A 26,118-nucleotide genomic window follows, 5' to 3' on the forward strand; every position below is an offset into this window, starting at 1 on the left:
CAAGTAATGTTTAGATATGCGGTTTATAACATAAGCTTGCAGAGCACAAACACCACGCAAACAAGAATAACTAACGATATAAAAAGTTGGGAATAAACAGAATGCAGAAATTATCACTAAGCCTTATCGCCACGGCGCTGATGGCTGCCAACATCAGCCCTACCCTAGCACAGGATGCCGACGTTGAAGGTAAAAATAAAGAAACAGCTGTTGAAGGCTATGACGTAGAAAGTTGGGATGTAAGCAACCCTCCTTACAAGCTTAACGAAGTGGCAATAAAAACTACTGAAACCACTTGGTCTAGTTTAGATGTAGCACCTAGCGGCAAGTTTATGATCTTCGACATGCTGGGGGATCTGTATAAAGTTGATATTGACGGCGGTGACGCCACTCCTCTCACTCAAGACTTTGCATGGAATATTCAGCCTTCTATCTCGCCTGATGGAAAACATGTGGCGTTTATATCCGATCGCGATGGGTTGAGTAACGTATGGTTGATGGACATAGACGGTGGGAACCTTCGTCAAGTAACAAGTGAGAAAAACAACCTCATTCACTCACCCAAATGGAGTCCCGACGGCGAATACCTGGTAGTAACAAAAGGCATAATGTCGAGCCGCAGTATACCCGCCGGTGAAATTTGGATGTATCACAAATCAGGTGGTGATGGACTGCAAATAAAGGCGAGAAACAGCGGAAAACGAGACCAACAAAATATTGCCGACCCGGTATTTTCTCATGATGGTAAATATATTTACTTTACTGAAAACACGGTGCCGGGCAGCCGCTTCGAGTATAACCGCGATCCGCTAGAGGGCATTTTTGCTATTACCCGCTTCGACCGCGAAACCGGTGAAGAAAGTCGTTATATTAGCGGCACCGGTGGTGCAGTGGTTCCCACGCCTTCTCCAGACGGTAAATACGTTGCCTTCATTCGTCGCGTGAAAGACAGAACGGCTCTATTCTTAAAAGATATCAAAACCGGGGTAGAAACACCGCTTACTCTTGAGCTAGAGCGCGATATGCAGGAAGGCTTCGGTTCAGAAGGCTATTTTGCTTATTTCGACTGGATGCCAGACAGTTCAAAAATTGTGTACTGGACAGGTGGTAAGTTCCACACTATCGACATTGATGACAAAACTACTTCCACTATTGATATTAGCGTAGACGCAAAATTGCATTATGCCGATGCGCTACGCTTTGATGTAGACGTGGCGCCAGACGAGTTTGATGTGAACATGATACGCTGGTCGCAGCTGTCGCCAGATGGCGAGACAGTATTATTTCAAGCCCTCGGGAAACTGTATGTTCGCGATGTTGAGTCGGGAAAAATTAAACGTTTCACCAGACAAGACGATCACGACGAATTCTATCCACGCTTTTCTAACGACGGCAAAAAAGTTGTCTACACCACATGGAACGACCAAGACCTTGGCACTGTTCGCGTGGTATCTGCGCGCGGCGGCAAAGGCAAAGTCATTAGTGAAATGCCTGGTCACTATATTGAACCATCGTTCTCTGCAAATGGCGAAAAGGTATTGTTCCGTAAGTTTACCGGCGGATACCTACTTGACCCTAAGTATTCGGTTGAGCCAGGTATTTACGTTGCGGACCTAGATGAAGACACAGTTACAAAAGTAACCGACGGCGGTTATAACGCGCACTTTGCTGGTGGCGACGACCGCGTTTACTTTACCGAATCTGCAGGCGGTGAAGCATACTACGAAACCCAACTTTCAAGTGTAAATCTTCAGGGTAACGATAAGCGCACTCACCTATACGGGGGCACAAAAGTAAGTGAGTACAAACTCTCGCATGATAAGAAATGGATTGCGTTTGTTTATCAATTTAAAACCTATGTAGCGCCTTTCGTTGAGAATGGTAAGAAAATCACCATCGGCCCAGATATGACTTCGTTGCCTGTTACCCAGCTTTCTTCTCGCGCAGGTGAATACTTAACCTGGTCGCCAGATAATAAAACGTTGAGCTGGTTTAACGGCCCTACTCTGTTTAAACGTAGCCTTGATGAGGCCTTCGCGTTCGTTGATGGCGCAGCAGAAACACTACCAGAACCAGTAGCACAGGGTATCGACCTGTCTTTTATCACCAAAGCAGATAAACCCACTGGTTACAAAGCGCTTGTTGGCGGAAAAGTGGTGACCATGCGCGATGCCGACAATACGCAGGAAATTATTGAAGACGGTATTGTACTTATTAAAGACAATCGCATAGAAGCTGTTGGAAAACGCGGCGACATTGATATTCCTGCCGATGCCATGCAGATTGATACCAGTGGAAAAACCATTATTCCTGGCCTTATTGATGCCCATGCCCATGGCTCGCAAGGAAGAAACGAGATCATTCCGCAGCAGAACTGGAGTCAATACTCTAACGTGTCCTTTGGTGTAACAACCATTCACGATCCATCGAACGACACTACAGAAATTTTTGCGGCGTCTGAATTACAGCGCAAAGGTAAAATTGTTGCACCGCGTATTTATTCAACCGGAACCATCTTATATGGCGCGGAAGGATTGGGTTACAAAGCCATCATTAACGATTACGACGATGCCTACTTCCATGTTGAGCGCTTGAAAGAAGCCGGCGCGATATCGGTGAAAAGCTATAACCAGCCTCGTCGAGATCAGCGCCAGCAAGTGCTATGGGCGTCTAAGAATCAAGACATGATGGTAGTGCCAGAAGGCGGAGGTAAGTTTCAGCAAAACCTCACTATGCTGGTAGACGGGCACACGGGGTTAGAACACAGCCTGCCAATAGAAAAAGGCTACAGTGATGTCACTCAACTTTGGAAAGCCACAGAGTTTGGTTATACCCCTACATTTGTCGTGTCTTATGGTGGCATGATGGGTGAAGAGTACTGGTATGACAAAACAGAGGTATGGAAAAACCCACGCCTATTGCGCTACACGCCATCAACCATACTTGATAGACGGGCTATTCGCAGACCGACTGCGCCTGAAAATCAGTACAACCATCAAAACGTTGCGAGCTATGCTAAAGAGCTTCGAGACGAGGGCGTAAGCGTGCATATTGGTGCTCACGGTCAACGTGAAGGTTTAGCTGCTCATTGGGAGTTATGGATAATGCAACAAGGTGGGTTTACGCCGTGGGAAGCACTGCGCGGTGGCACTATCGATGGTGCCAAACACCTAGGTATGTCGAAAGATATTGGCAGCATCGAAAAGGGCAAACTAGCTGATTTAGTGGTTATAGAGGGCGATGTACTTAGCGATATCAGAAAAAGCGAATACGTTGAATATACCGTGCTAAATGGCCGTGTTTATGAGTCGGCTACCATGAATGAAGTGGGCAGTAAGAAGAAACGCAAACCGTTTTTCTTTGAACAAGACAATGCCACCTTTATGCCACAGGAAACTGCTGATGCTATTGAAGCAAAAGCCCATCATTTCCATTGGGAGCATTAATACTGATACAACGTATGTATGCAAACTAGTAAGACATAATTGCTAGTAGTTAGAAAGCCAGTGAATGATGAGTAAGACCTCGCTTTACTGGCTTTTTTGTTTATCTGATGGTTTTTTAGCGTCATAAAAGGTGCTATAAAAGTAAAAGATTGGCCAGCAGCGCGAATGTTTTTAAACCAGCATAAATTCGAATCAATATAAATTCGATAAAAAGCAACGTTGCGAATGGCCGTGTGCTTCCTCCTAGGGCAGTTCCACTGCTTGGAAAGATAATGTGGGAGTAGCGATATGATTACATTTAACGTGAAAAGGATTTTATGGACGTGACCCCTCGTGTACCGAGTCTTCTGACCTTTATAGTATTAATGAGTTTGTCTCACTTTGGCTTAGCCGAAGGCACGCCTATTTATTTTGAAGACTGCTCAGTACTAGATTTTGGCGAGCAAGACACCTCCTCTATGACAGAAGCAGAAAAAATAAGGGCCATGGATCAATCTCTTTTTCGTGTTTTAGATCAAACCGAAGAATGTATGGATAGCGCCGTTCAATCTAGCGCTGAAAGCGTCGCAAATGCTGCTGGACAGGGTGCGTCAGGCGGACAAGGGGCGGCTGGCGCTGCTGGCACGTCGGGCAGTACTTCAGAGTTATCTTCCTCACAATCAAAGACAAGTACAGATTCCGCGGCAACAAATACACAAACCACATCAACGCAAACGTCAACGTCTAAAAAAACTATTGGCGGTCAGGCGAAGGGCGGCAGCTCAGCGGTATGCGATGCGGTTAACACAGGTTTACAAAGTGCAACAACAGAGTCTGAAAAAGCGCACTTTCAAGAATTAAAAAAACAATATGGTTGTAATTAACAATGAAAGGAAGGAAAGGAAATGTCTTCGTTAAATAAAAAGCTATTGACTGTGATAGCCACTGCCTCGCTGCTGATAATAGGTGGATGTGGCTCAACACAAACAAGTGTATCAAGCGTAGGCCCATCAATGGTTGGTCCGGGTGCGGGACAGGCGTTAGGTTCTTCATCGAACTCTTACAGCTACAATTCTTCCATTTATATGGATGTCGCTATTCCGGTTTTTGACCCAGGCTTCCCCACCAAGAGCGACGGTTCAATAGATTATGACGAAATTGAAGAGGAAGGCATCTGGCCCCAGGTACGCCGCTTAGAGGCAAACCGTTTTGCTATCGCTACCAAGGAGGCGTTAGGTAAAACTAAGTCTTTTGGCAGCATTAATGTGACTCCTGACGCTTCCGCACTGGCCGATGTTTACGTTCTCGGCATCATTAACTATTCAGACAGCGAAACAGTCGAAATTGGCGTGAAAGTAATGGATGCAAAAAACGCAGTTTGGGGCGAAGAAGAATTTGAATATCGCGTAAGCGAGGGCTGGTACAGAGACGCAATGTCGCGTGGTGAAAACCCTAATGGCCCAGTATTTGAGAATATCGCAAAGTTTGTATACGACTTACTTAAGAAAAAATCAGAAGCTTACAAAAAAGAAGTACAAACTATTTCGGATCTTCGCTATGCACAAATGTACAGCCCAGAAGCCTTTAGCCAATATTTAAAGCAGGATAAAAAGGGCAGAGTTGAACTTGTAAGCGCTCCAGCAGAAAACGACGCCATGCTGCGTCGAGTCCGCGCTATTCAAGCAAAAGATGAACAGTTTATTGACAGCCTTCAAGAAACCTACGAAGCATTTTGGGTAACCACAGAGACGCCCTATAGACAGTACCAAAAAGAAACTCTACCCGAGGCGAAGAAAATTCGTGAACTAGAAGCTGAACGTACTACAAAGCAGGTCACTGCCGGCTTATTTGCAGTCGCTTCTGTACTTCTTGGTTCTAACTCTGGTTCAACAGCAGGACAGGTAGCCGCTGCTGGCGCAGGTATAGCAGCTATTGGTACGTTAAATGAAGCCATTAAAACGAACAAAGAGCTTCAAGCTCAGCGTAATTTGTTTGACGAAATGGGGCAAAACTTAGATATTCAAGTGGCTGATCAAATTGTTGAAATAAACGATCAGCAAATTGAACTTCAAGGTACCGCCAGCGAGCAATATTATCAGCTCCGTTCTCGTCTCAAAGACATCTATGAGATGGAAGCAACGCCAATGACGGCGCTTTAAGTACACTAACTTACTTTCGTTTTTTAAAGCAAAAGTGCTCGTAAGCATTTAAGAGCGCTTTTGATGAAACAAGTGTGCTTACTCTGCAACGAAGCCGATTTTCAATTTTAAATATCGGCTTCTTGCGAGTTAACCCAAACGCCACGCAGAGGAATATTTTACTGTTGAAGCGTTTTAAAAATGTAAAAAGTCCAAGGTACCCATGCAAAGCGTTGATAGGGCAATAGAAGAAAGCCGAGCGAAAAAAAAAGCACAAATAAAGAAGGTACTATTAGCGGTTTTAACGCTAGCGGTGGTAGTGGCTATCGTTATTTTGCTTATTGCAGTTTTGCCAGCACCTTCATCGAACTCTGATAACAAACATCAGGGAACCGGCAGCTCAAATGCGAGCAGCGACAACATTAGTACTGAAAAAGCGTTCAGCGAAGCGCAGCGAAAGGCATTGCAAAAAAGGCTGAGCGAAACAAAGGCGCAAGTTGAGGCTATGTCTGCTCGCGTCAGCTATTCAAAGCGCTTTACCAAAGCGGCAAAAAAGATTGAAAACCAATTAGCCGAGGCCTTCAACGCGTATGCTGACGCTAATTACAGTCATGCTGAATCAATTGTCTCTGAGGTGGAAAGCAACACAGTTGCACTGATTAGCGCTTTCGAACTGGCTTACACCGAGCTCTTTGAAAAGGCGCTAAACGCGTTTAATGAAAATGACAATGCCACTGCCTTTAATTTAAATCGCCAGGCTTTAGACATTAATCCACAGTACAAACCCGCAAAGACACTGCAGCAGCGCATAGATGTTTTCGAACAGGTTCAAGATGCTTACGAGCAGGCCCGAGTAGGTAAAATTGAAAACGATATTGTTAAACAGCAGACAGCCTATACAGAAATTGTAAAACTCGACCCCTTGCGAGAAGATGCATCTCAAGCCCTTGCCGCTATTAACGAACAGCAAAAAACAATTCAATTCAATAATTTGTTGGCAAAAGCCAAACGCGCCATAGAAAAGGAGCAGTTCACAACGGCTAGCCAGTTTTTATCTGAAGCTAAGACTATCGATGCAAATAGTGAAGCGCTTAAACTCTTATCTCAGCAATTAGACGCAAAAATTGCTAACAACAATTTAACTGAGCTTGAAAATCAGGTCGCTCTTTTTATAAGCGCTGATGAATGGGAAACCGTAGCATTACTTACTAACAAAGGCTTAAAGCAGTTTCCTACAAGTCCTCTGCTTTTAGAATCGAGCAAGAGCGCAAAGCATATTGTTGCTAGTCATCAACAGATAGACAGGTTTCTAAGCCAGCCTGAAAGACTTGCCGACGACAATATAAGAAATGCGGCAAATAGTACACTTGCGAATGCCGAACCTTATTTTGACAGGAGCGAAAAGCTGCGTGCTAAGGCGGATGTACTAGAGCAAACAATAAACGACGCGAATACACCAAAAGATGTCACTATTACCTCTGATAATGATACCTACATTAAAGTGCTTGGCGTTGGCATCGTTGGAGAAGTGAAACGTAAAACAATTCAGCTTAAGCCCGGTGATTATCGCATTGAGGGCAAACGCAAAGGATATCGTTCGACAATTAAAAATATCAAAGTGACGCCATCGTCCACTAATTTATCGGTACACGTGGTTTGCACAGAGAAAGTATAAGGAAGACATTGTGAGTAGTATTGATGAAGCAATTGCAAAGGGAAAGCGACGTAGAAAAACAGCAGCTATTTTTTCGTTAATAGGGCTTTTTGCTGTAGCCGCGATTTACTTCATCTGGCTGTTTTTAACTAAAGGCTACGCGTTTAATGTAACCCCCGATGAAGCAGCCAAATCGCCAGCATTTCAAGTGGTAGGCGGCAACGCTTTTTTCATCAGCGATAAGCTGTATGTTATTGGAAGCGCAGCAAAGATAACCGTGTCTGCACCCAAGTTTGCGCCATCCACCCTCGATATAGTTAGCGCTACGCCTAGTACGATTGAGGTAGAACTCTCTCCTCTTCCCGCGACTATCAATGTTACCACACACCCCAACCTAGCAAATGTAAGCTGGTATGTTAATGGTGAGAAACTAACGGTAAATCATACTCTGCAGACAGAGTTACCAGAAGGCAGCTATGAAATATCAGCGACTCACCCGTTTTACAACACTGCTATCTTAACCATTGATGCGGAGAAAGCTGCATTAATTGAAGAGGTGATGGAACACACACCCATCGATGGCCAAATAAGCATTAACTCTTCGCCAGCAGGGGCCATCGTAAGTATTAACAACGAGTCGGTAGGCACTACCCCTATTACCGTCGCAAGACGGGGCGGGCGTTATGACGTAACTGTAGAAAAAGATGGCTTCGAGCCTTTGCATGACACCATTGACGTTACGAACCAACGCTTATCACCTTCTCGAAACTATAAGTTACAACTACTGCAGGCACAACTTTCAATAAGCACCTCTCCAGAAGGTGGTGTGATAAGCATTAATGGCACTCCCACCAAGCCTCAAACTAGCGTAAACGCCAATGCTACACATACAATTAACTACGAAAAACCAGGTTTCGTTTCTCAGCAGCAAAATGTTCAGCTACAGCCTGGCGAACAAAAATCCATTCGCTTCGAGTTGGAAAAAGCGTATGGCGATGTGAAATTAGCATCATCACTCCCCGCTGAAGTTTTTGTGGAAGGCGTTAGAAAAGGGCAAACACCTTTAAGCTTGAGTCTTCAGACACTGCCGACAAAAGTGTCGTTTATCCGAGAAGGCTACAGAAGTGTTGAGAAAACGATAACGCCTAATAGCCAAAAAAGCTTAACCGTTAACGCTGAAATGCTAACCGAGTTTGACGCAAGGCGCAGGGAGGGCAAACCTCTATTTGCCGCTGCATTGGGGATTCAAATGACCCTGATAACGCCAAAAAAATTTACCATGGGCTCGCCGCCAAATGAAAAAGATCGCAAGCGCAACGAACACCAACTTACTGTTGACTTCTCTCGCAGGGTGTGGATTTCACGACACGAGATTACCCAAGCTCAGTTCGCGGCATTTACAGGAAAAAGCGCAAATACGGGGGCATCGATACCCATTACTAATATCAGCTGGGAGCAAGCCGCTGCGTTTACTAACTGGTTAAGTGAAAAAGAAGGGTTAACACCTTTTTACATTATGCAAGGAAACCGTGTAGTTGGGATAAATGCAAAGGCCAGGGGGTATCGATTGCCCACTGAAGCTGAGTGGGAATTTATTGCAAAAATGAACCGACGGGCTTCTTCCACTATTTTTGTTTGGGGAAACCAATACCGGCTTAAAGATAAACAGGGAAATTTTGCCGATGCATCGCTTAACGGCCAACAAACGTTTGTTCTGAAAGAATATGATGACGGATTCGCTGGCGCAGCTCCTGTTGGCTCGTTTGATGCTGACCGTGGCGGCTTTTTTGACTTAGATGGTAATGTACGAGAATGGGTACACGATGGATATTCAGTTACACCACCACAAAATAGCCGCACTGTCGTTGATTATCTTGGACCTAAAGGCAGCAAGCATGTTGTTAAAGGGGCCTCGTTTAAAACAGGTCGGTTAAAAAATATTCGAGCAAGCGTACGAACAGGTGAGAATAGTGCACAAGACGATATTGGCTTTCGGATAGCAAGATATGAGAACTAGAATGAAAAAGAAACTAATAGTGACGGCCATTCTTGTGGTTATCGCAGGCTCGGCCAGTGCATACTTTGTATCACTAGATGCGCCACAAGACTTTCCAACCAACATTTAGCGCCAAGGGTTTACTATGAATAAAAACAATGCCTTATCGATGAACCCCAGCTTTTTGTTTAGCGGTGGTGTTTTTCTGTTGATTTTTGCGGTGGTTCATTTTCTTTTTGCTGGATTTATACGTCCAGCAGCAGAAAAAGTGATGGCCACAGCGGGTACAGCCTCTTTGTCTTCTTTTTGGGTTATCTTAAAAGATGTGGAGCAGCAGGTGTGTATTTCCCTCATGCTATTTTGTATTTTTTTGATGGTATACAAACTGTGGAAACTTCTTGACGAAGAAGAAATCTACTCTCGCGATTTATTACCCGAACACAACAAAGAACAGCCGTTAAATGTAGACGAAGCAATACATGAATTGTCTTCTTCATCGTATAGCGATACACCTGCTTACAGTACATGGATAAATTGTATTCGGCGGTATAAAAACACAAACAATGTTCAGCACGCCGCCGACGCGATCCATTCGTCGATTGAAAACATTGCGGCACAGCTAGAAAGTGGCAACAATGTGATTAGGTACATCATTTGGGCCATTCCGTCTATTGGCTTCGTTGGAACGGTGCGCGGTATAGGCGCTGCGCTTGCTCAGGCCGACGCCGCACTGGATGGCGATATCGCCGGAATGACGGCGTCGCTCGGTGTTGCATTTAATTCAACATTAGTCGCTTTGTTTATCTCATTAGTATTGATGCTGTTTATGCACTTATTAAATGGCCGGCAAGATACTATGGTTATTCGTACACAAGCATCATGTGAACGTCATTTACTGTCTCATCTGCATCACTAAACGAGCAACGTAAACATGCCTAAAGTGCGTAAAGCAACCGACGGATTTAACCTGGCATTTCTTGATGTAATGGCATGCGGATTAGGCGCGGTCATCCTGATCTTTATACTCGTTGATTTTAATGCGTTTACCCCTATGCCCACCGATGAGAAAGAAAAATTAGAGCAAGAACTCGCTGCGGCAGAATCTGAGCAACAAAAGCTGAAAAAGTCGATAGATGAAGTTAACGATAAAATAGCCCTTGAGTCTGCTAAACAAGATGATGCGGAACAAGCGCAGGAAGATAGTTCACAAAACCAGTCTAAATTGTTGCAAGATATGTCTACAGAGATGGCCGTAGTGGCAGACCTTGAAAACCAACTTGCAGCGCTGTCTAAAGAAGTAGAAAAATCTGCCAATATTCAAATGCAGGGAACCGGAGAACAAAATTACATTACAGGCATGAAAATAGAAGGCCGCGACATTGGTTTCTTAATTGATAGAAGTGCCTCTATGATGGGCGATACTCTTCTAGATGTGTTGAGTAAACTCGCCCTTAGCGATAGTCAAAAAGTCTCTACAGACAAATGGGTACGCACAAAGCGAGTCGCGCAGTGGATGCTCGCACGTGTGCCGCAAGAATCAAGGCTTACAGTTGTCACCTTCTCTGATACCGCTAAGCCACTTGGCATACGAAACGTCAACAGTGCAAAAGTGAGTGGCTCAATTAACGCCATCGTAAAAGATCTTGGCGCAGTGGTACCCGCTGGAGGTACAAACCTTCAAGAGGGCCTGGCAGTGTTATTCAACGCAAACCCTAACATTAGCGATGTATATATTGTTACCGACGGATTGCCTACCCTTGGTGAAGGCTTACCGCTAAGCTGCCGAAACTTGATAAGTAGCAAAAAATCTATCTCATCAGACTGCAGAAGAACATTATTTGTCGAATCAGTAAAACGGGCCAAAAAAGGGGTCAGTTATAACGTGATTTTACTGCCTATTGAAGGCGATCCCTATGCCTCTCCCATGTATTGGGAATGGACCCGGGTAACCAGCGGCACTTTCCTTGCGCCCGCGCCGGAGTGGCCCTAATGAGAAAAATTCAACGCGCGCCAGTAGAGGTTTTTAATATTGCCTTTTTAGACATTATTTCCTGCGCCTTTGGCGCCGTGGTAATGCTCGTGTTGCTGGCCAAAAATGGCACTGAAGATACCGAGCGAGGCCCTAGTAACGTAAGCGTGCTAATTGACCAAGTTTTACAAGCGCAAGTCAATGTTGAGTCGCTTAAAGGCGCGCTTTCAGATAAGCAACAAGAATTGCGCGCAGCAAAGAGTAAAACTGCATCGGTAACAGACGAACAACAGAACTTAGATTCATCAATCCCTCGTGCACAACAAACCATAACACAGTTACAAGACAAGGCCTCATCGCTGAGAAAAGAGATTCGCCAAACGACTGCAATGCTCAATACGCCTAATTCAACGGACACTCCGGATGACGATGTAGGCGGTATACCTACCGATGCTGAATATGTCATTTTCGCAATTGATAATTCGGGCTCAATGTCTAATGGCAGTAGCTGGAATCGAGTGATTACCATTGTTAACGATATTTTGAAAAACCACCCAAAAATGAAAGGTTTCCAAATAATGTCAGCTGACGGAAGCTTTATGTTCTCAAGCAAAGCGGGGCAATGGTTAGACGATAGACCTTCGATGAGAAAGACGGCGATGGATCAGATGCAAAGTTTTAAAGGTGGTGCCAGTCAACCCGAAGCGGGCATTTTAAAAGCTATACAGTTCTACAAAAAGACTAAGGGAACCGTCAGCCTTTATGTGTTCGGTGATGATTATCAAAGAGCAAACCTAGACCAAATTGTTATGCAAATAACACAAGCAAATAGCGGAGCCGATGGTAAACCTATCATACGTATTCATGGCGTAGGTTTTAGTCGCAGTAATGGCAATGCTCAGCGTTTCGGGGCATTTATGCAAGCAGTAGCAAAGCGAAACCGCGGTGCGTTTATAGGTCAGTATTTTTAAAAAAAGGGATTAAAGCTTAAAGCGCTGGCAAGCCCTACGGCGATTTATGCACTTTACATAAAGACTTCATTGATAGCTCTGACAACATTTACTCGCCGCTATTTTTTGGCAGCTCACTTTCACCGCTCTTTCCCCGAAATGAAAGAGCGGCTAGCGAAAATATGTATGCTTAGCGATTGCGCCCGTACTGTTCGTGAGACGACACCCAATCTGAAGAGCTAATGGCTGAGGCCAAGGATATTTCACCTGCCAGTACCACTGAAGCTACGATTTCTGCAAACTTATATACGCGGTCTCGGCCGTAGCAATCGAGCAATTCTAAACATTCTCTTTGAGTACCAATACCTGTACCACCGCCATAGGTTGCCACAATCAACGACGGTATGGTGATAGAAACATACAGGTCGCCCTCTTCTGTTAGTTCTGAGTACATAATAGCGGCTGATGATTCAGAGACATTTGCCACATCTTGACCTGTGGCGATAAACATAGCGGTAATACCGTTTGGTGAATGCAAGCCAGTGTTGTTCACACCAGACAAGAACGAGCCCACACCAGCCACTCGGCCGTGGTAATCAATTTGTTTAGGGTCAACGCGCATTACCTCTAACAAATGCTCACGCTTTATCGTCGCCTCAGCGGTTACTCGCTTGCCTCGTGTGCGCATAATATTAATTTGTGACGCTTTTTTATCCGTCGCGAAGTTAGATTCGAGGTAGAAGTTCTCTATGCCTTCGTAGTGATCTAAGATCCACCCGCAAGCGGCAAAGGTTGCTCTACCAACCATATTCTGACCCGCCGCATCACCTGTTTTATAATTAAAACGCAGGAATGCGAATTTATTTGATAGGAAATGATCGATATAGGTGAGCTTGGCAATACTAGACGTGGCCTCAGCCTCTTCGCGTATTTTGTCAATATTCTCTTGTACCCACTTTACGAAGTCACGTGCGCCTCGTGCGTTTTCGAATATAAATACTGGCGCTCGCTGCATAGCATCATCTACTACTGTAGCTGTTACACCACCGCTCATATTAAGCAGCTTCATACCACGATTGTACGATGCCACTAAAGTGCCTTCTGTTGTAGCTAGCGGAACAACAAACTCCCCTTTAGCATGCTCGCCGTTGATTTTTACCGGCCCTGCGATACCAATAGGCACTTGGGCTACGCCAATAAAATGCTCAATATTTCCCTGTAAGTCATTAGGATTTATGGAGTATTGGCCTACGTGATTGACTTTTTTGCCGGTGGCGCTTTCAAAATATTCTTGGCGAGTTTTTATAATAGACTCACCATAATCATCTAAGTCATCGCGAGGAATATGTGCGCTTCGCTCGCCGGCCAGAGTAATATTATCCTCTACTTCAAATTTTAACTTCCCAAATGGCGACGCCGAAAAGCATATTCCTAGCTTTCTTTTTTCAGGGCAGGCGTCTTTATCAATATCTAAATGCAACGTGATGGTTTGTCTAAGGGCAAAAGGCTTGCCGTCTGATTCGTTAAGTTCTGCAGCGGACAACGAGGAGTCATGAGTAAGCTGCACAGTAATCTTGTCTTCTGGAATTTTTTCACCATCTAAAGATATCCAATGAAGCTTTTCAATTGTGGCGTCTTTCAAACGGTTTTTTAACGAGAACGACAAACCCTTATTGGTCTTAGAAAGGCTAGCGCGGGTGTAGAGTTGTTTTAATAATATGCTGGGCACAAACATGAGACTTCCTTAATAGCGTATGCATTTTTTATTTCTTTTTAGGAGATAAGCCAAACGACTTATTGTTTTTTATAGCACATTCTTTATACAGATCTATGACTACTTGTTATTTAATGTAGGTCAATCTTTATCGCTTTGTGAATATTTCATCTTCTATTTTTGAGCCATTGTTTTTAATTTTGAGCCATCCCCCCATTTCTACTGACCTGCAAAGCCTCGGGCTTGAGTTCACGACCATTTTTCCCATTGCTAACCTATTGTGAATATGTCGTCGAGAACAGGACGACATTGAGGTATCTGGCAGCAATAAGGGAGGCGTTAAGGATTGTGATGCCACGGAGAATATGTCTGCAGGGAAGAGACAGCCAGATACCTTTAATTAGCAATATCATTATAGATAAACAGCTATGAATAAACCGAGATGCTAAAAAACGCAGATTAAGCAACAAAAGGTATACAAGGAAAAGTAATGAGAAAGGGATTATTCCGACAGGAAGCCATCAATCAGCAATCTACCTCTATTGGTGGGCGCTTATTAATGACTCCAAAACCTGCCTACATGATGATTACTGCCATATTAGTATGCTGGTTAGTCGCGGCTAGTCTATTTTTAATGCACGGAAGCTATGCCAGAAAAGCCTCGGTCCATGGATGGATAGAGCCACAGGGTGGCGTATTTAAGCTTTACGCAGGCGCAAGAAACGGCAGAGTATCTCAGGTGCTTGTTGCTGAAGGACAATATGTAAAGCGCGGCGATGCGTTAATTAAAGTGAATTACAGCGGTAAAAATGCATCTGGAAACCAGGTGAGTGAAATCTTACTGCGCGAGCTCAAGGAAAAACAACACCGCACTCAGGGTATTGTGGAGAGGCTGGGGGCACTGCATAAAGCTGGACTAGCTGACCTCAATACCTCAATTGAACAGCTATCAGAAGAACTGCGTGAATTAGAAGCACTGGTCGACATAGCCACTCATCAACACGAGGTAACGCAAGCCCAGTTTGAAAAAGCACATGCGCTTTATCGCAAGGGATACGTTAGCCAAGTTACTATTCAAGAGCAGCAAATAAAGGTACTTGGTAGCGAGCAAAACCTAAAACTCTCCGAACAAAATCTCAGCGCAGCTGAAAATAAAATCTCGTCGCTCATTCGTGAACGCACTTCATTGCCAAACCGGCAGCAAAACGAGCTGGCTAAATATCAGAACACCCTAAGCGATTTGAACCAACAAATTTTGGCTCATACCAGCGAAAGCGAACAAATTATTTACGCCCCAAAAGCAGGAATAATATCTGGTTTACATATCAAGCCAGGTTACGATATCAACAGTAACCATCTACTGGCCACCCTTGTACCTCAGTCTTCAGCTATGCAAGCTCATATGCTTGTGCCCGTGCATTCAGCTGGATTTATTGATGAGGGTCAACGGCTGCACATTCGATACGATGCCTTTCCTTATCAGAAATTTGGCGTGCAGCCAGGCCAGATACGCAATATTTCGAAGACGTTGATTTTACCTGGGGAACTGCACAGCGCACCTGTAGGCAGCTCGGAACCGGCATACCTCGTTACCGCGGACGTAATAAATAATACGCTAATGGCATATGGCAAGCAGATTGAGTTGAAATCTGGCATGACGTTTTCTGCTGACATCCAGCTTAGCCAACGCACCTTGTTAGAGTGGTTTTTAGAACCCCTGTATAGCTTGTCAGGGAGGCTATAACTGTGTTTGACCAAACTACAACACCATTAAACTTATCTTTTCTACCAAAACGCAGAGTGCCCCTGATATTGCAGAGCGAAGCGGCGGAATGTGGTCTGGCGTGTGTGAATATGATTGCGCAGTTTTACGGTGACAAGCGAGACTTAAACGCAATGAGACAAAGCTTTTCAGTCTCACTTCGCGGCTGCACGCTGCAGGATATTATGAACATTGGCAAGCGTGTAGGCCTACACTGTAGAGCATTAAAAATTGAACTTGCTCATTTACGCCAGCTAACGTGCCCAGCCATTTTACATTGGGACATGAAGCATTTTGTGGTGTTAACTCAAGTAACCCATAAAAAGGTAACCATAAACGATCCTGCGCTGGGCGAACGTATCCTTACTCTTGATGAGGCATCGCGTTGCATAACAGGTATTGCACTTGAGGTACTGCCTGCAAATGAATTTACGCCTAAAAAGAGCACGCCAACTATTTCACTAAACGATTTTTTCTCCAATGCCGTTGGCTTTAAACGAAATCTTCTGGTGCTCATTGCGTTATCAATAGTGTTGCAACTTTTTGTATTAGTAAGCCCCTACTACATGCAAACTGTGGTAGATGATGTACTAATTTACAACAACAATGCCCTTTTAGATGTATTGGCGCTTGGCTTTGCACTCTTATTGGTTATTGAGATATTTACCGCTGTTTTGCGTAAACTGCTAGTGCTTTCGGTCTCTACGCGGCTACAGCTGCAACTTTCTGCTTCGGTATTTAAGCACTTACTTTCGCTGCCCCTAGACTATTTCGCCAAACGCCATGTAGGCGATATTGTCTCTCGCTTTAATTCGCTCAGCCATATTCGCGAGTTTTTAACGACGGGAGTGGTGACCGCACTGCTCGATGGTTTATTCGCCATTATCACGCTTTTTGTAATGACAGTGTACTCTCTAAAACTTACCTTGATTGTTGTCACCGTAATGACGCTGTATGTAGCGCTGCGCTTAGGCGTACTGTCTTTTATGAAACGCCTAACAACCGAGAAAATTGGTTTAGCTGCTTCTGAGCAGAGCCACTTTATTGAGAGCATCCGCGGTATGTTGCCCATTCGGGTTTACCATCAAGAAGTACAGCGTCAGAGCCATTGGCAAAATAAGCTGGTTGCCGTTTTGAATAAAGACATTAGCTTAGGCAAAGTCAATATAGGTAACGACGCCGTTAATAAAGCTATGTTTGGTTTAGAAAATTTAGCTGTTATTTATGTGGGCGCTAACTTAGTCATGGACAGCACCATGACAATAGGCATGTTATTAGCGTTTATTGCATACAAAAACCGCTTTTCCAGCGCCATTGACGGAGTAGTCAATAACGTTATTGAATACAAAATGCTGAGCGTTCATTTTACTCGGCTAAGCGATATTGTGCTGGCTTCGCCTACCTTCGACACTGAAAACCCTCAAGCCTATCCAGCTCTAAATTCACAAGCTGGGTTAGCAAATACGCTATCTTCAGACACAAACGCTGGCTCACAAAAACCTGAAAGCGGGCTTTGTGAAGCAAACGAACTCGATGGTGTGAAGTCTCCTAAAGCAGTTGCCATAGCGCTGTGTGCAAACAACATAAGCTATCGATATAGCGAGGCCAGTGAACCTGTATTCAGCGGTATTGATTTACAGGTAAACCATGGCGATATTATTGCTATTACAGGTGCAAGCGGCAGCGGAAAGAGCACGCTTTTGAAATGCCTTATGGGGCTGTACATGCCTCAAGAGGGCAAGGTTCAACGTCATAACTCATCAAGCCGTCGTAATGCTTGTAAAGTGGCCTCTGTTTTACAAGAAGACACCTGCTTGAACGGCACCATTGCCGACAATATTAGTTGTTTTTCAGAGACTCCCAACTTAGAGAAGGTCGTTCGCGCCGCTCATTTAGCCTGTCTTCATGACGAAATTGTCGCTATGCCAATGCAATACCATTCTCTGGTTGGCGATATGGGCAGTAGTTTAAGTGGCGGTCAAAAACAGCGGCTATTGCTCGCCCGAGCGCTGTACCAAAGCCCCGATATTTTATTTTTAGATGAAGCCAGTAGTCATCTCGATATGGCTAACGAAGAAAAGATAAACCAGCATCTTAAGACACTCAATATCACTCGAATTATGGTGGCACATCGACCGCAAACTATTGCCATTGCGGATACGGTTTACCACCTATCAAATCAATCCTTACAGGTTTTCTCTCCCTCAATTATGGAAAAGGAAGCCACCCAAAAAACCTATGGAGAAGACCAATGAAAACACACGAAGTGAGAGAAAATAACGCACTTATGACAGAGTCGGAGCGCATGCAAGTGGAAGCTCAGGGAATTACATCAAGTGGAACTTTGATACCTATAAAGTGCTTATCTAAAAGAGAGATGCAGGTGGTACATAAAATAATGGGTGGATGCTCCAACAAATCCATCGCAGATGAACTGTTTATTAGCGAGCGTACGGTGAAATTTCACTGTGCCAATATTTACAGAAAACTCAATATCACCAGCCGGACTGCATTAATCGCCGGCTGCTTTAGAACGCTTTACCGAGAGGATGTATCGCATTAGCGCTATAACCTCATTTTAACCCACGCTAATACAAGGAGCGTAATCAATGAAAGACCAACAACAAGCAGTAACGTTAGCCGAAAATCAGCTATTTGCAGTCTCGGGCGGCAATAGCTTACAAACCATTAAAGAAAGCCTGTCTTCTAGGCCCATACCGGGAGCACCCATTACAGGAAGTCCTACACCAAAAGAGCCGATTTATATCACTATGGCAATAGGCGAAGGTGGCGGTACCTTGCCAGATATTTTGGCTTAGGCGGGTGCGCTAGCACTAGGGGCATAATGTCCCTAGTGCTCAATTATTTCGATCTTGTCGTAGCTTGCAATAAGCGTGTTAAAAAAGCGACTTGTGCGAAACCCTAGACACAAACCATATAACCCACTCATGTAAAAGGGATACCGCATGTATGTAGGACTGATAGGCAATGAATACGACCCACAAATGGTTCACATGGTCAGCGCATTGGAAAGTACCAATGTTACCGCTTTTGTTGCCAATACCGCTCATTTTGGCAGTGGATGGACTATAAGTTTCGATCCAGACTCTAATGAAGGCTTTTTGCATTTTCCGCCGTCTCAACAAAGGCTTCCCACAAGGGTAATGTTTTCAGATATAAAGTCTGTGTACTGGCATCAATATATTCCCACTAATACGGCTGCTCCTCGGCAAGTAAATCCATCTTCAAAAGCAGAGTCGGTAACAAGCAGTCAAACGTCCGTATCTCAGCGCATGTGGATAGAGCAAGAGTTATCGAGCACACTGCTATGCTGGTTCACCTATGGCGCCACTAAATGGGTAAATTCTATTGATGCTGTGCGCTCCCATCAGTGCAAGCCCATGCAACTAAGCGTTGCGTCTCAACAGGGAGCAAATATTCCCTATTCTTTCGTTGGAAATGCACCTGAAGCGGCGGCGCAATTTTGTAGCAACATGCCTGAAGTGGTGTATAAACCGGTTAGAGGTGGAAAAGTAGCGCAATATGTCAATAAAACGGAGCATTTACGACCCCTGCTCACCACGTTACTCTCACAGCGCCCTGTGACATTTCAAAAGTATATAAGTGGCACAAATATTCGCAGTTACGTACTTGGAAAGGAAGTGGTGAGCGTACTTATTAACAGCGTAGAACTTGATTATAGAAATGATATAGATGCAACGCCGGTAATTACCATTATCCCTCAAGACGTTAAACGCCTGGCAATTCGAATCTGCGCCGCATTAGGTATGCATTGGTGCGCTATAGATTGGCGAAAAACGGATAAAAACACATATTATTTCTTGGAAGCCAACCCCAGCCCTTTTTTCCTAAAGGTTGAACGGGATACGGGGTTAGATATTACCGGCAGACTTATTAGTCTACTGCAAAATTAAGAGGTAGTTCTCCTTACTTTAAAGCCCTTCTTACTTGAAAGGCCTCTGGTTTTAACAGTGCTGAGAACAAAAAACCCAGCGGTTTGCTGGGCTTTTTATGGCTGATGGCGTGAACTCGACTATAGAATAAAACGCGAGAGATCTTCGTTATCAACCAATGTTTCTAAGTGACTATTTACATAATCAGCGTCGATGACAAATGATTCACCGCTTTTTTCAGAGGCATCAAATGAAATATCTTCCATTAAACGCTCGAGCACAGTATGAAGCCTACGGGCGCCGATGTTTTCTGTGGTCTCATTCACCTGCCATGCCGCTTCAGCTATGCGCTGAATACCAGAGTCGTCGAAGGTCACGTTCACTCCTTCAGTCTGCATTAGCGCAATGTATTGTTGCGTTAAAGAGGCATTAGGCTCGGTAAGGATGCGTTTAAAGTCGCCGACTTTGAGCGCCGATAGCTCAACGCGAATAGGCAAACGGCCCTGCAACTCAGGAATGAGATCCGATGGCTTGCTCATTTGAAAAGCGCCTGAGGCAATAAACAAAATATGGTCTGTTTTAACCATACCGTGTTTCGTCGATACCGTAGAGCCCTCAACCAAAGGAAGTAAATCTCGCTGTACGCCCTCGCGGGAAACATCGCCAGAGTTATTGCCTTCGCGCTTACAAATTTTGTCAATCTCATCTACAAACACAATGCCGTGCTGCTCAACTGACTCAATGGCTTTTTCTTTTAAGTCTTCTTGATTAACAAGGCGGGCCGCTTCTTCCTCAATCAGCATTTTGAAAGCATCTTTAATTTTCAGCTTCTTCTTTTTCTTTTGCGAACCAGACAGATTTTGAAACATTCCCTGCAGCTGGTTTGTCATCTCTTCCATACCCGGAGGAGCCATAATCTCAACACCCACTTGGGGGAGCGCAACGTCAATCTCAATCTCTTTATCGTCTAATTCGCCCTGACGAAGCTTTTTGCGAAACGCCTGACGGGTTCCTCTATCCTCTACTTCTTCCTTGTTTCCCCACGCATCTTCAGGCGGAGGAAGTAAAGCGTCAAGAATGCGATCTTCCGCTGCTTCTTCAGCACGGAACTTCACTTTCTTCATTTCATTTTCTTTTGTCATCTTAACGGCGATGTCCGCTAGATCACGAATAATTGTTTCTACTTCTTTGCCCACATAACCAACTTCGGTAAACTTTGTCGCCTCTACCTTGATAAAAGGCGCATTAGCAAGCTTGGCTAGACGTCGAGCAATTTCAGTTTTACCTACGCCTGTTGGACCAATCATAAGAATGTTTTTTGGCGTTACCTCTTGACGCAATTCAGGCTCTAACTGCATTCTGCGCCAGCGATTTCTAAGCGCGATAGACACAGCCCGTTTTGCGTCTTGCTGGCCAATAATATGGCGGTCTAACTCGTGAACAATTTCTCTTGGTGTCATTTCAGACATGAATAAACCCTTATTTCTTTGATACTCGGACTGCGCGTAATGAATACACCGAACTACCGGTCTGCGCAGTACAAGGGCGTAAGTAACCTTTTGCTACCGCCCCGTCGCTTCATTCATTAGTAATCTAATACATCTACCGTTTGGCTATGGTTCGTAAATACACAAATATCGCCAGCAATAGTGAGTGATTTCTCAGCAATTTCTTTTGCCGTTAGCTCAGTATTTTCCAGCATAGCAGTGGCCGCAGCTTGTGCGTAATTGCCACCAGAACCTATCGCGATAAGGTCGTTTTCTGGCTGTACTACGTCTCCATTCCCCGTGATGATGAATGAAGCGGTCTCGTCAGCCACCGCTAAAAGGGCTTCGAGTTTTCTCAGCGCTCTGTCGGTACGCCAGTCTTTTGCAAGCTCAACAGCAGCTTTGGTTAAGTGGCCTTGGTGGGCTTCAAGCTTGGACTCAAAGCGTTCAAATAGTGTAAACGCATCGGCTGTGCCACCTGCGAAGCCTGCGAGTATTTTATCGTGGTAAAGACGACGCACCTTGCGCGCATTGCCTTTCATTACCGTATTTCCCAGCGATACTTGACCGTCACCAGCCATCACCACCTGATTTCCACGTCGTACAGATACAATCGTTGTCACGTTTTTTCCCCGTTTAGCTGGGTGTATCCGCCGTGAGCATATGAATTCACGGCGGTCACTTATCTAGTCTATAAACCATAAGTGGGGGAGCGGTTTATATTTTCAAGGGCTTTCGCTTACGGCGCTGTGTTTATCGTAAGGAGAACTTACAAATTCCAATACCAAATCTGACATGTAGCAATGTTGACTTTGCGCAGGCTATGCTTTGCTTTTTCCGCGTCGCGCTTAGACTCAAAAGGCCCAAGAATAACGCGAAACCATTCGCCGTTACTTCCCGAACTCTGGCGAATTAACGCTTCTAATCCTTGAAAGGCTATTTTCGCTTTCATTTCTTCCGCTTGGGCACGGGTTCTAAAAGACGCACATTGCATAAGATAACGCTTGTCAGATTTTTCTTGGGCTTGAACGTCAACTTCTACCTCGTAACCCGGTAGCGTTTTAATGTATTCCCACTCTTCCTCTGGTAACTCTGGCAATGCTTCTTCTGTCGGTGCTACTGCCCTTGAAGACTGCACATCTACATCCCCCTCAACATTGTCTTTGATCGACCACAAAAACACCCCGAAGCCTGCCACCAGCGCAACAATAATTGCTATTTTGAATATGGGGAGCTTGTGCATGGTTGGCGAACTCACTTGTCTGCTACTCGCTCGCTTATTAGCATTGTTTGGGGCTTTTTTCTTTTTTTGAGAGCGTCCGCGGGACACATAATCACGTTGAGCCATAGTCGGCGATATTCCTGCTTGTTATCGGTGTTTGTTAGGAAATAATTTCGTAAGGCAATAGTAGAGGCAGCAGAACTGTTTGTGCACTACTTTGTTATTAAACTTTGACCGCTAGAATTTTAACGTATTGCTTAGCAACAAGCTAACTGAAATCTGTGGGGTCGATATCTACCGACCATCTTACTTTCGAGGCCTGATTGAGTGATTGTAGAAAAGGAAGTGATTGACGCAGGGCCTCGTGTAATGGGGCGCGTTTTTGATGACTACATATCAACATAAAACGGAAGCGTCCCTGTCGTTTTTCTATTAACGAAGGGAAAGGACCATTCATTTCAAGCTCGTTACTGTACGAAGTAAAGACGCCACGACACCCCTGCAAAAACGAGAAAGCCTGCGCGCTGTCTATCGACTCGCAACGCACTACAAACTGACTGATGTAAGGAGGGAGCCTTGCTGCCTTTCTCTCTGTTAATGCATGTCGGGCAAAATGTCCGTACCCATTATTCACTAAATCCTGCAATAAGGGATGGTGAGGATTGTGAGTTTGTAACCACATTTCACCTGGTTTAGCCGCACGCCCTGCCCGCCCTGCCAGCTGTGTAACAAGTTGTGCGAGTTTTTCTGGGGCTCTAAAGTCGGCACTAAATAATGCCCCGTCGCAATCGAGTACTGCTACTAAGGTGACGTGAGGAAAATGGTGTCCTTTGGATAATATTTGAGTGCCGACAAGCAGCTGGTACTCTTGACGATTAATTGCATCTAGCGTGCTGTGCAGCTTATCTTTACCGCGCACCGTGTCACTGTCTATACGCACTTGTTTAGCGTCGGGAAATAAAGACATTAACCCGTCTTCTACTTGTTCAGTACCCGTACCTGCTGTAACAAGGGTTGAGCTGTGGCATGCCTCACACTGCCGCGGCATAACTCGGGTGCCTGCGCAGTGATGACACTGCAGGCGATTTTGCGACTTGTGCACTGTGTAAGGTCTATCGCACCGCTTACACATTACTGTCTCTCCGCAGTGGTGACACAGTAAGGCAGGCGCGTACCCCCTTCTATTTACAAATACCAGCACTTGATTTCCAGCATTAATATGCTGTCGCATTATGGTGAGTAACGCTTGCGATATACCGTAGTGTAGGGGCTGCTCTCTAGCATCAAGTACATGAAGCTGCGTATGCTGGGCTCCACCCGCTCTGCGCGTTAAATGCAAGTGCGCATAGCGCCCACTAAGGGCATTATTCAAGCTCTCTAACGCAGGAGTAGCACTGCCTAACAGCAAAGGAATACTGTGCTGTTTTGCCCGCATCGCCGCGAGATCTCTCGCGTGATAACGAAGACCATCTTGTTGTTTGAACGATTCATCATGCTCTTCATCAACAATTATCATACCGGGCGTTTTGAGCGGCGTAAAAATAGCAGAGCGCGTGCCAATAATTATGCCCAGCTCTCCGGCTCTGGCGCGTTGCCATACTCGCAGGCGCGCCTTATCGGAAAGCTGGGAATGTAGAACGCCTACATCAATATTAAAGCGCTTTTCAAATCGAGATACAGTTTGCGGAGTGAGCCCAATTTCTGGTACCAAAATGAGAATTTGCTTACCCGCGGCCAATAGTGGCTCTATCGCTTGTAAATAGACTTCTGTTTTTCCACTGCCCGTTACGCCTTCTAGCAGACTTATTGCAAAGTTACCTTGCTGGCGATTAAGCGCCGCTATGGCGACAGATTGCTCTGTATCTGGCGTGGGCTTTTGCGCTACCTTCATTGTTGATAGCCAGCCCTTTGGTATTAGTTCAGGTACAACTTCAACTATTTCCGCCAGCGATTTATCGATAACGGCCTTAACTGCCGGTGCGCCATATAACTTTCTGCTTTGCTGGGCCGACAAACTCGATGTTTGCAATGCCTCAAAAAAGGCTTTTTGCTTGGGTGCTCTGGATAATGTATTTGATTGTGATTGCTCGCCAACAGGCGTGAGCCTTACTCTTTCTTCAGGAACTAGCTGAGCTTTTTCTCCCTTCCTTAATAGCACCGGCAACATAGCGTGCAGCACTTCGCCCGGCGCATGATGGTAGTATTGCCACAACCATTGTGCCATTTTGAGTAGAACTGCATCGACGATGGGATACTCGTCAATGACCGCTTCTACTGATTTTAACTTTTTGACGTTTTCTATCTCGTGGCTATCTTCATCTATTACATCAATAACCACGCCCACCAGTTTTCGCGGACCAAATGGCACCTGCACCCTTACTCCTGCTTCTAGTGGAGTAGAATGGGTATAGGTAAATAATTGTCGCAGCGGTACTGGTACTGCAACAGATAGGTAAGCCATTTTAGAGCAGGTCTCCGTCGTCAAATGTGAAAAGCTGAATATTAGCAAAAAAGGAAAGTGCCAAGTGTTGGTATTTAAACACAATAATCACGTTGATAATAAAGCCATTGTGCTTTTGCTCACTTATCCAGCACAAAGACCTTGATCCAAGCCTCGGCTTCCTTTATTATCCGGCGCTCTTTTGCGATGGGCTGTAAATTTACTGCCTGTCATTTGAATATTAAGTTACGTATGGTGTTTAGCTTCGGGCTGAATAGCGATACGGCCTTATGATGAGGTAATCCCATGAAACAAGGTATCCACCCAGAATACGCTGAAATTAAAGCAACATGTTCTTGCGGTAACGTAATGAATGTTCGTTCTACAATGGGTAAAGATATTAACCTAGACGTATGTTCTTCTTGTCACCCTTTCTACACTGGTAAGCAACGTAACGTTGATACTGGTGGCCGTGTTGATCGCTTCAAGAAGCGTTTTGGTGCACTTAGCAAGAAGTAAGTTCAACACGTTTGAACGTGACGAACAAGAAAAGCGCCTTTGGGCGCTTTTTTATTGTCTTTTGTTTATCTCAAAGCGCTTAATACTTTCTTCTCAACGACTTACACCTGAACTCACCCCAAACGTTTCTAGTATTTGAGGCTGAGCACAAGAACTATATGCACGTATCAATCAAACAAAAAGAGAAATACTGAGTCGTTTTGTCCTAATGGTACAAGGGTTTTGATAGGTGCTTTTCCCAATCTCCTTGGCTTTGTTTATCGCATGCTTCCTCACTATCAAATCGTATTGAATTGGGTGTAGATTTTATGCTCTCTAAGGCTATGGTTACTTGCGTAATAAACGCCTCATCCCAGCCATCCGACAATGCATTATTGCGCTGACGCTCAGTGGTGAAAACAGCTACAACATCCGGCGAACGCCAATGTCCTTGGTGAGTGAGCCATATAAACCCATTGCCCTGGGTTTTGAAGGCTTCGCAAACATTAGTGAGTTCGTTGATTAATTTGCGCTCAGTCACTCTACTTCTCCTCTTATTGCGCACCTGGTGCCTAGCTTATACCATTAATCCGCATAGATAATTGCCTTAACTGTTTGTTGACGAGATTTCTGTTATTTAGATTTCTGTTATTTAGATTTTTGCACAGCGGCAAAATTAAAATAGTAAAATCATATGGAAATCAGGTCCGGCATAAAAATTATGAATGACAAATATAGTGTTTACTTACTGGTCTAACAAGTTGTAGTCACCTACATTTATAATATAGAAACACATGAAATCACCGGTGGAAATTCTGATCAGATATGTACACCGTTATTGCCTGTGTTAGGGTAAATGATACTTGCTCCGTTTACACCAACACGGGCAGTTGTTATCCAGGGCATGACCTAATTCCGGCGAACAGATAATACTAAAAACATAAAGCTG

Annotated in this window: 20 protein-coding genes; 14 read left to right on the top strand and 6 right to left on the bottom strand. The window is 44.6% G+C overall.

From position 1 onward, the window contains the following. The first annotated feature begins 101 nt into the window (after positions 1–101). The 8 genes from CW735_RS17410 to CW735_RS17445 all read left to right on the top strand — a co-directional run bounded on the left by CW735_RS17410 (position 102) and on the right by CW735_RS17445 (position 12,153). A complete protein-coding gene (locus CW735_RS17410) occupies positions 102–3,446 on the top strand; it encodes an amidohydrolase family protein (protein WP_100973027.1) in 3,345 nt (1,114 codons plus the stop codon). A gap of 317 nt (positions 3,447–3,763) precedes the next feature. Then, positions 3,764–4,309 carry a hypothetical protein gene (locus tag CW735_RS17415; RefSeq protein ID WP_083595323.1) on the top strand — a complete coding sequence of 182 codons (546 nt, stop codon included), beginning with the start codon at positions 3,764–3,766 and terminating at the stop codon, positions 4,307–4,309. A 21-nt stretch (positions 4,310–4,330) separates the two neighbouring features. Further along, the gene (locus tag CW735_RS17420; protein ID WP_071980755.1) at positions 4,331–5,584 is read left to right on the top strand and encodes a hypothetical protein; all 1,254 of its coding nucleotides are present in this window, start codon (positions 4,331–4,333) and stop codon (positions 5,582–5,584) included. Between the two features lie 202 nt (positions 5,585–5,786). Next, positions 5,787–7,238 (top strand): hypothetical protein, encoded by a 1,452-nt coding sequence (locus tag CW735_RS17425; RefSeq protein ID WP_071980756.1) that lies wholly within the window; start codon positions 5,787–5,789, stop codon positions 7,236–7,238. 10 nt (positions 7,239–7,248) lie between these two features. Beyond that, the gene (locus CW735_RS17430; protein WP_071980757.1) at positions 7,249–9,234 is read left to right on the top strand and encodes an SUMF1/EgtB/PvdO family nonheme iron enzyme; all 1,986 of its coding nucleotides are present in this window, start codon (positions 7,249–7,251) and stop codon (positions 9,232–9,234) included. A gap of 124 nt (positions 9,235–9,358) precedes the next feature. Then, positions 9,359–10,129: a MotA/TolQ/ExbB proton channel family protein gene (locus CW735_RS17435; RefSeq protein ID WP_071980758.1), complete on the top strand. Its 771-nt coding sequence runs from the start codon at positions 9,359–9,361 to the stop codon at positions 10,127–10,129. 15 nt (positions 10,130–10,144) lie between these two features. Further along, complete coding sequence (locus CW735_RS17440) at positions 10,145–11,203, top strand: VWA domain-containing protein (protein ID WP_071980759.1); 1,059 nt, start codon at positions 10,145–10,147, stop codon at positions 11,201–11,203. Continuing rightward, the gene (locus CW735_RS17445) at positions 11,203–12,153 is read left to right on the top strand and encodes a VWA domain-containing protein (protein WP_071980760.1); all 951 of its coding nucleotides are present in this window, start codon (positions 11,203–11,205) and stop codon (positions 12,151–12,153) included. Before CW735_RS17440 ends, CW735_RS17445 begins: the two co-directional genes overlap by 1 nt. A gap of 169 nt (positions 12,154–12,322) precedes the next feature. Here the strand turns inward: CW735_RS17445 and CW735_RS17450 are convergent, their stop codons facing one another. Beyond that, positions 12,323–13,867: a hydroxymethylglutaryl-CoA reductase gene (locus tag CW735_RS17450; protein WP_071980761.1), complete on the bottom strand. Its 1,545-nt coding sequence runs from the start codon at positions 13,865–13,867 to the stop codon at positions 12,323–12,325. A gap of 469 nt (positions 13,868–14,336) precedes the next feature. On the opposite strand from CW735_RS17450, the gene CW735_RS17455 reads away from it, so the two are divergent. The 5 genes from CW735_RS17455 to CW735_RS17475 all read left to right on the top strand — a co-directional run bounded on the left by CW735_RS17455 (position 14,337) and on the right by CW735_RS17475 (position 19,543). Beyond that, positions 14,337–15,590: an HlyD family secretion protein gene (locus CW735_RS17455; protein WP_071980762.1), complete on the top strand. Its 1,254-nt coding sequence runs from the start codon at positions 14,337–14,339 to the stop codon at positions 15,588–15,590. Positions 15,591–15,592: 2 nt separating this feature from the next. Further along, positions 15,593–17,863 (top strand): peptidase domain-containing ABC transporter, encoded by a 2,271-nt coding sequence (locus tag CW735_RS17460; protein WP_232368318.1) that lies wholly within the window; start codon positions 15,593–15,595, stop codon positions 17,861–17,863. Then, positions 17,860–18,171: a helix-turn-helix domain-containing protein gene (locus CW735_RS17465; protein ID WP_071980764.1), complete on the top strand. Its 312-nt coding sequence runs from the start codon at positions 17,860–17,862 to the stop codon at positions 18,169–18,171. Before CW735_RS17460 ends, CW735_RS17465 begins: the two co-directional genes overlap by 4 nt. A gap of 46 nt (positions 18,172–18,217) precedes the next feature. After that, a complete protein-coding gene (locus CW735_RS17470; protein ID WP_100973029.1) occupies positions 18,218–18,427 on the top strand; it encodes a hypothetical protein in 210 nt (69 codons plus the stop codon). A 147-nt stretch (positions 18,428–18,574) separates the two neighbouring features. After that, on the top strand, positions 18,575–19,543 hold the full coding sequence (locus tag CW735_RS17475; protein ID WP_100973030.1) for an ATP-grasp domain-containing protein: 969 nt from the start codon (positions 18,575–18,577) through the stop codon (positions 19,541–19,543). 119 nt (positions 19,544–19,662) lie between these two features. Here the strand turns inward: CW735_RS17475 and hslU are convergent, their stop codons facing one another. From hslU to priA, 4 genes are all read right to left on the bottom strand, one after another. Then, positions 19,663–20,991: an HslU--HslV peptidase ATPase subunit gene (gene hslU, locus CW735_RS17480; RefSeq protein WP_071980767.1), complete on the bottom strand. Its 1,329-nt coding sequence runs from the start codon at positions 20,989–20,991 to the stop codon at positions 19,663–19,665. Between the two features lie 116 nt (positions 20,992–21,107). After that, on the bottom strand, positions 21,108–21,632 hold the full coding sequence (gene hslV / locus CW735_RS17485; RefSeq protein WP_071980768.1) for an ATP-dependent protease subunit HslV: 525 nt from the start codon (positions 21,630–21,632) through the stop codon (positions 21,108–21,110). A 146-nt stretch (positions 21,633–21,778) separates the two neighbouring features. Beyond that, the gene (locus CW735_RS17490; protein ID WP_100973031.1) at positions 21,779–22,357 is read right to left on the bottom strand and encodes an SPOR domain-containing protein; all 579 of its coding nucleotides are present in this window, start codon (positions 22,355–22,357) and stop codon (positions 21,779–21,781) included. 142 nt (positions 22,358–22,499) lie between these two features. Next, positions 22,500–24,692, bottom strand: a complete 2,193-nt coding sequence (gene priA / locus CW735_RS17495) for a primosomal protein N' (RefSeq protein ID WP_100973032.1) — start codon at positions 24,690–24,692, stop codon at positions 22,500–22,502. 285 nt (positions 24,693–24,977) lie between these two features. Between priA and rpmE the strand changes: the two genes are divergently transcribed. Then, positions 24,978–25,190 (top strand): 50S ribosomal protein L31, encoded by a 213-nt coding sequence (gene rpmE / locus CW735_RS17500; protein WP_071980771.1) that lies wholly within the window; start codon positions 24,978–24,980, stop codon positions 25,188–25,190. Between the two features lie 205 nt (positions 25,191–25,395). On the opposite strand, the gene CW735_RS17505 is transcribed toward rpmE, so the two are convergent. Beyond that, entirely contained in the window at positions 25,396–25,710 is a 315-nt protein-coding gene (locus CW735_RS17505; protein ID WP_071980772.1) for a hypothetical protein, read from the bottom strand. Positions 25,711–26,118 lie beyond the last annotated feature (408 nt).

This window comes from Alteromonas sp. MB-3u-76 (genome assembly GCF_002831605.1).
Classification (GTDB): domain Bacteria; phylum Pseudomonadota; class Gammaproteobacteria; order Enterobacterales; family Alteromonadaceae; genus Alteromonas; species Alteromonas hispanica.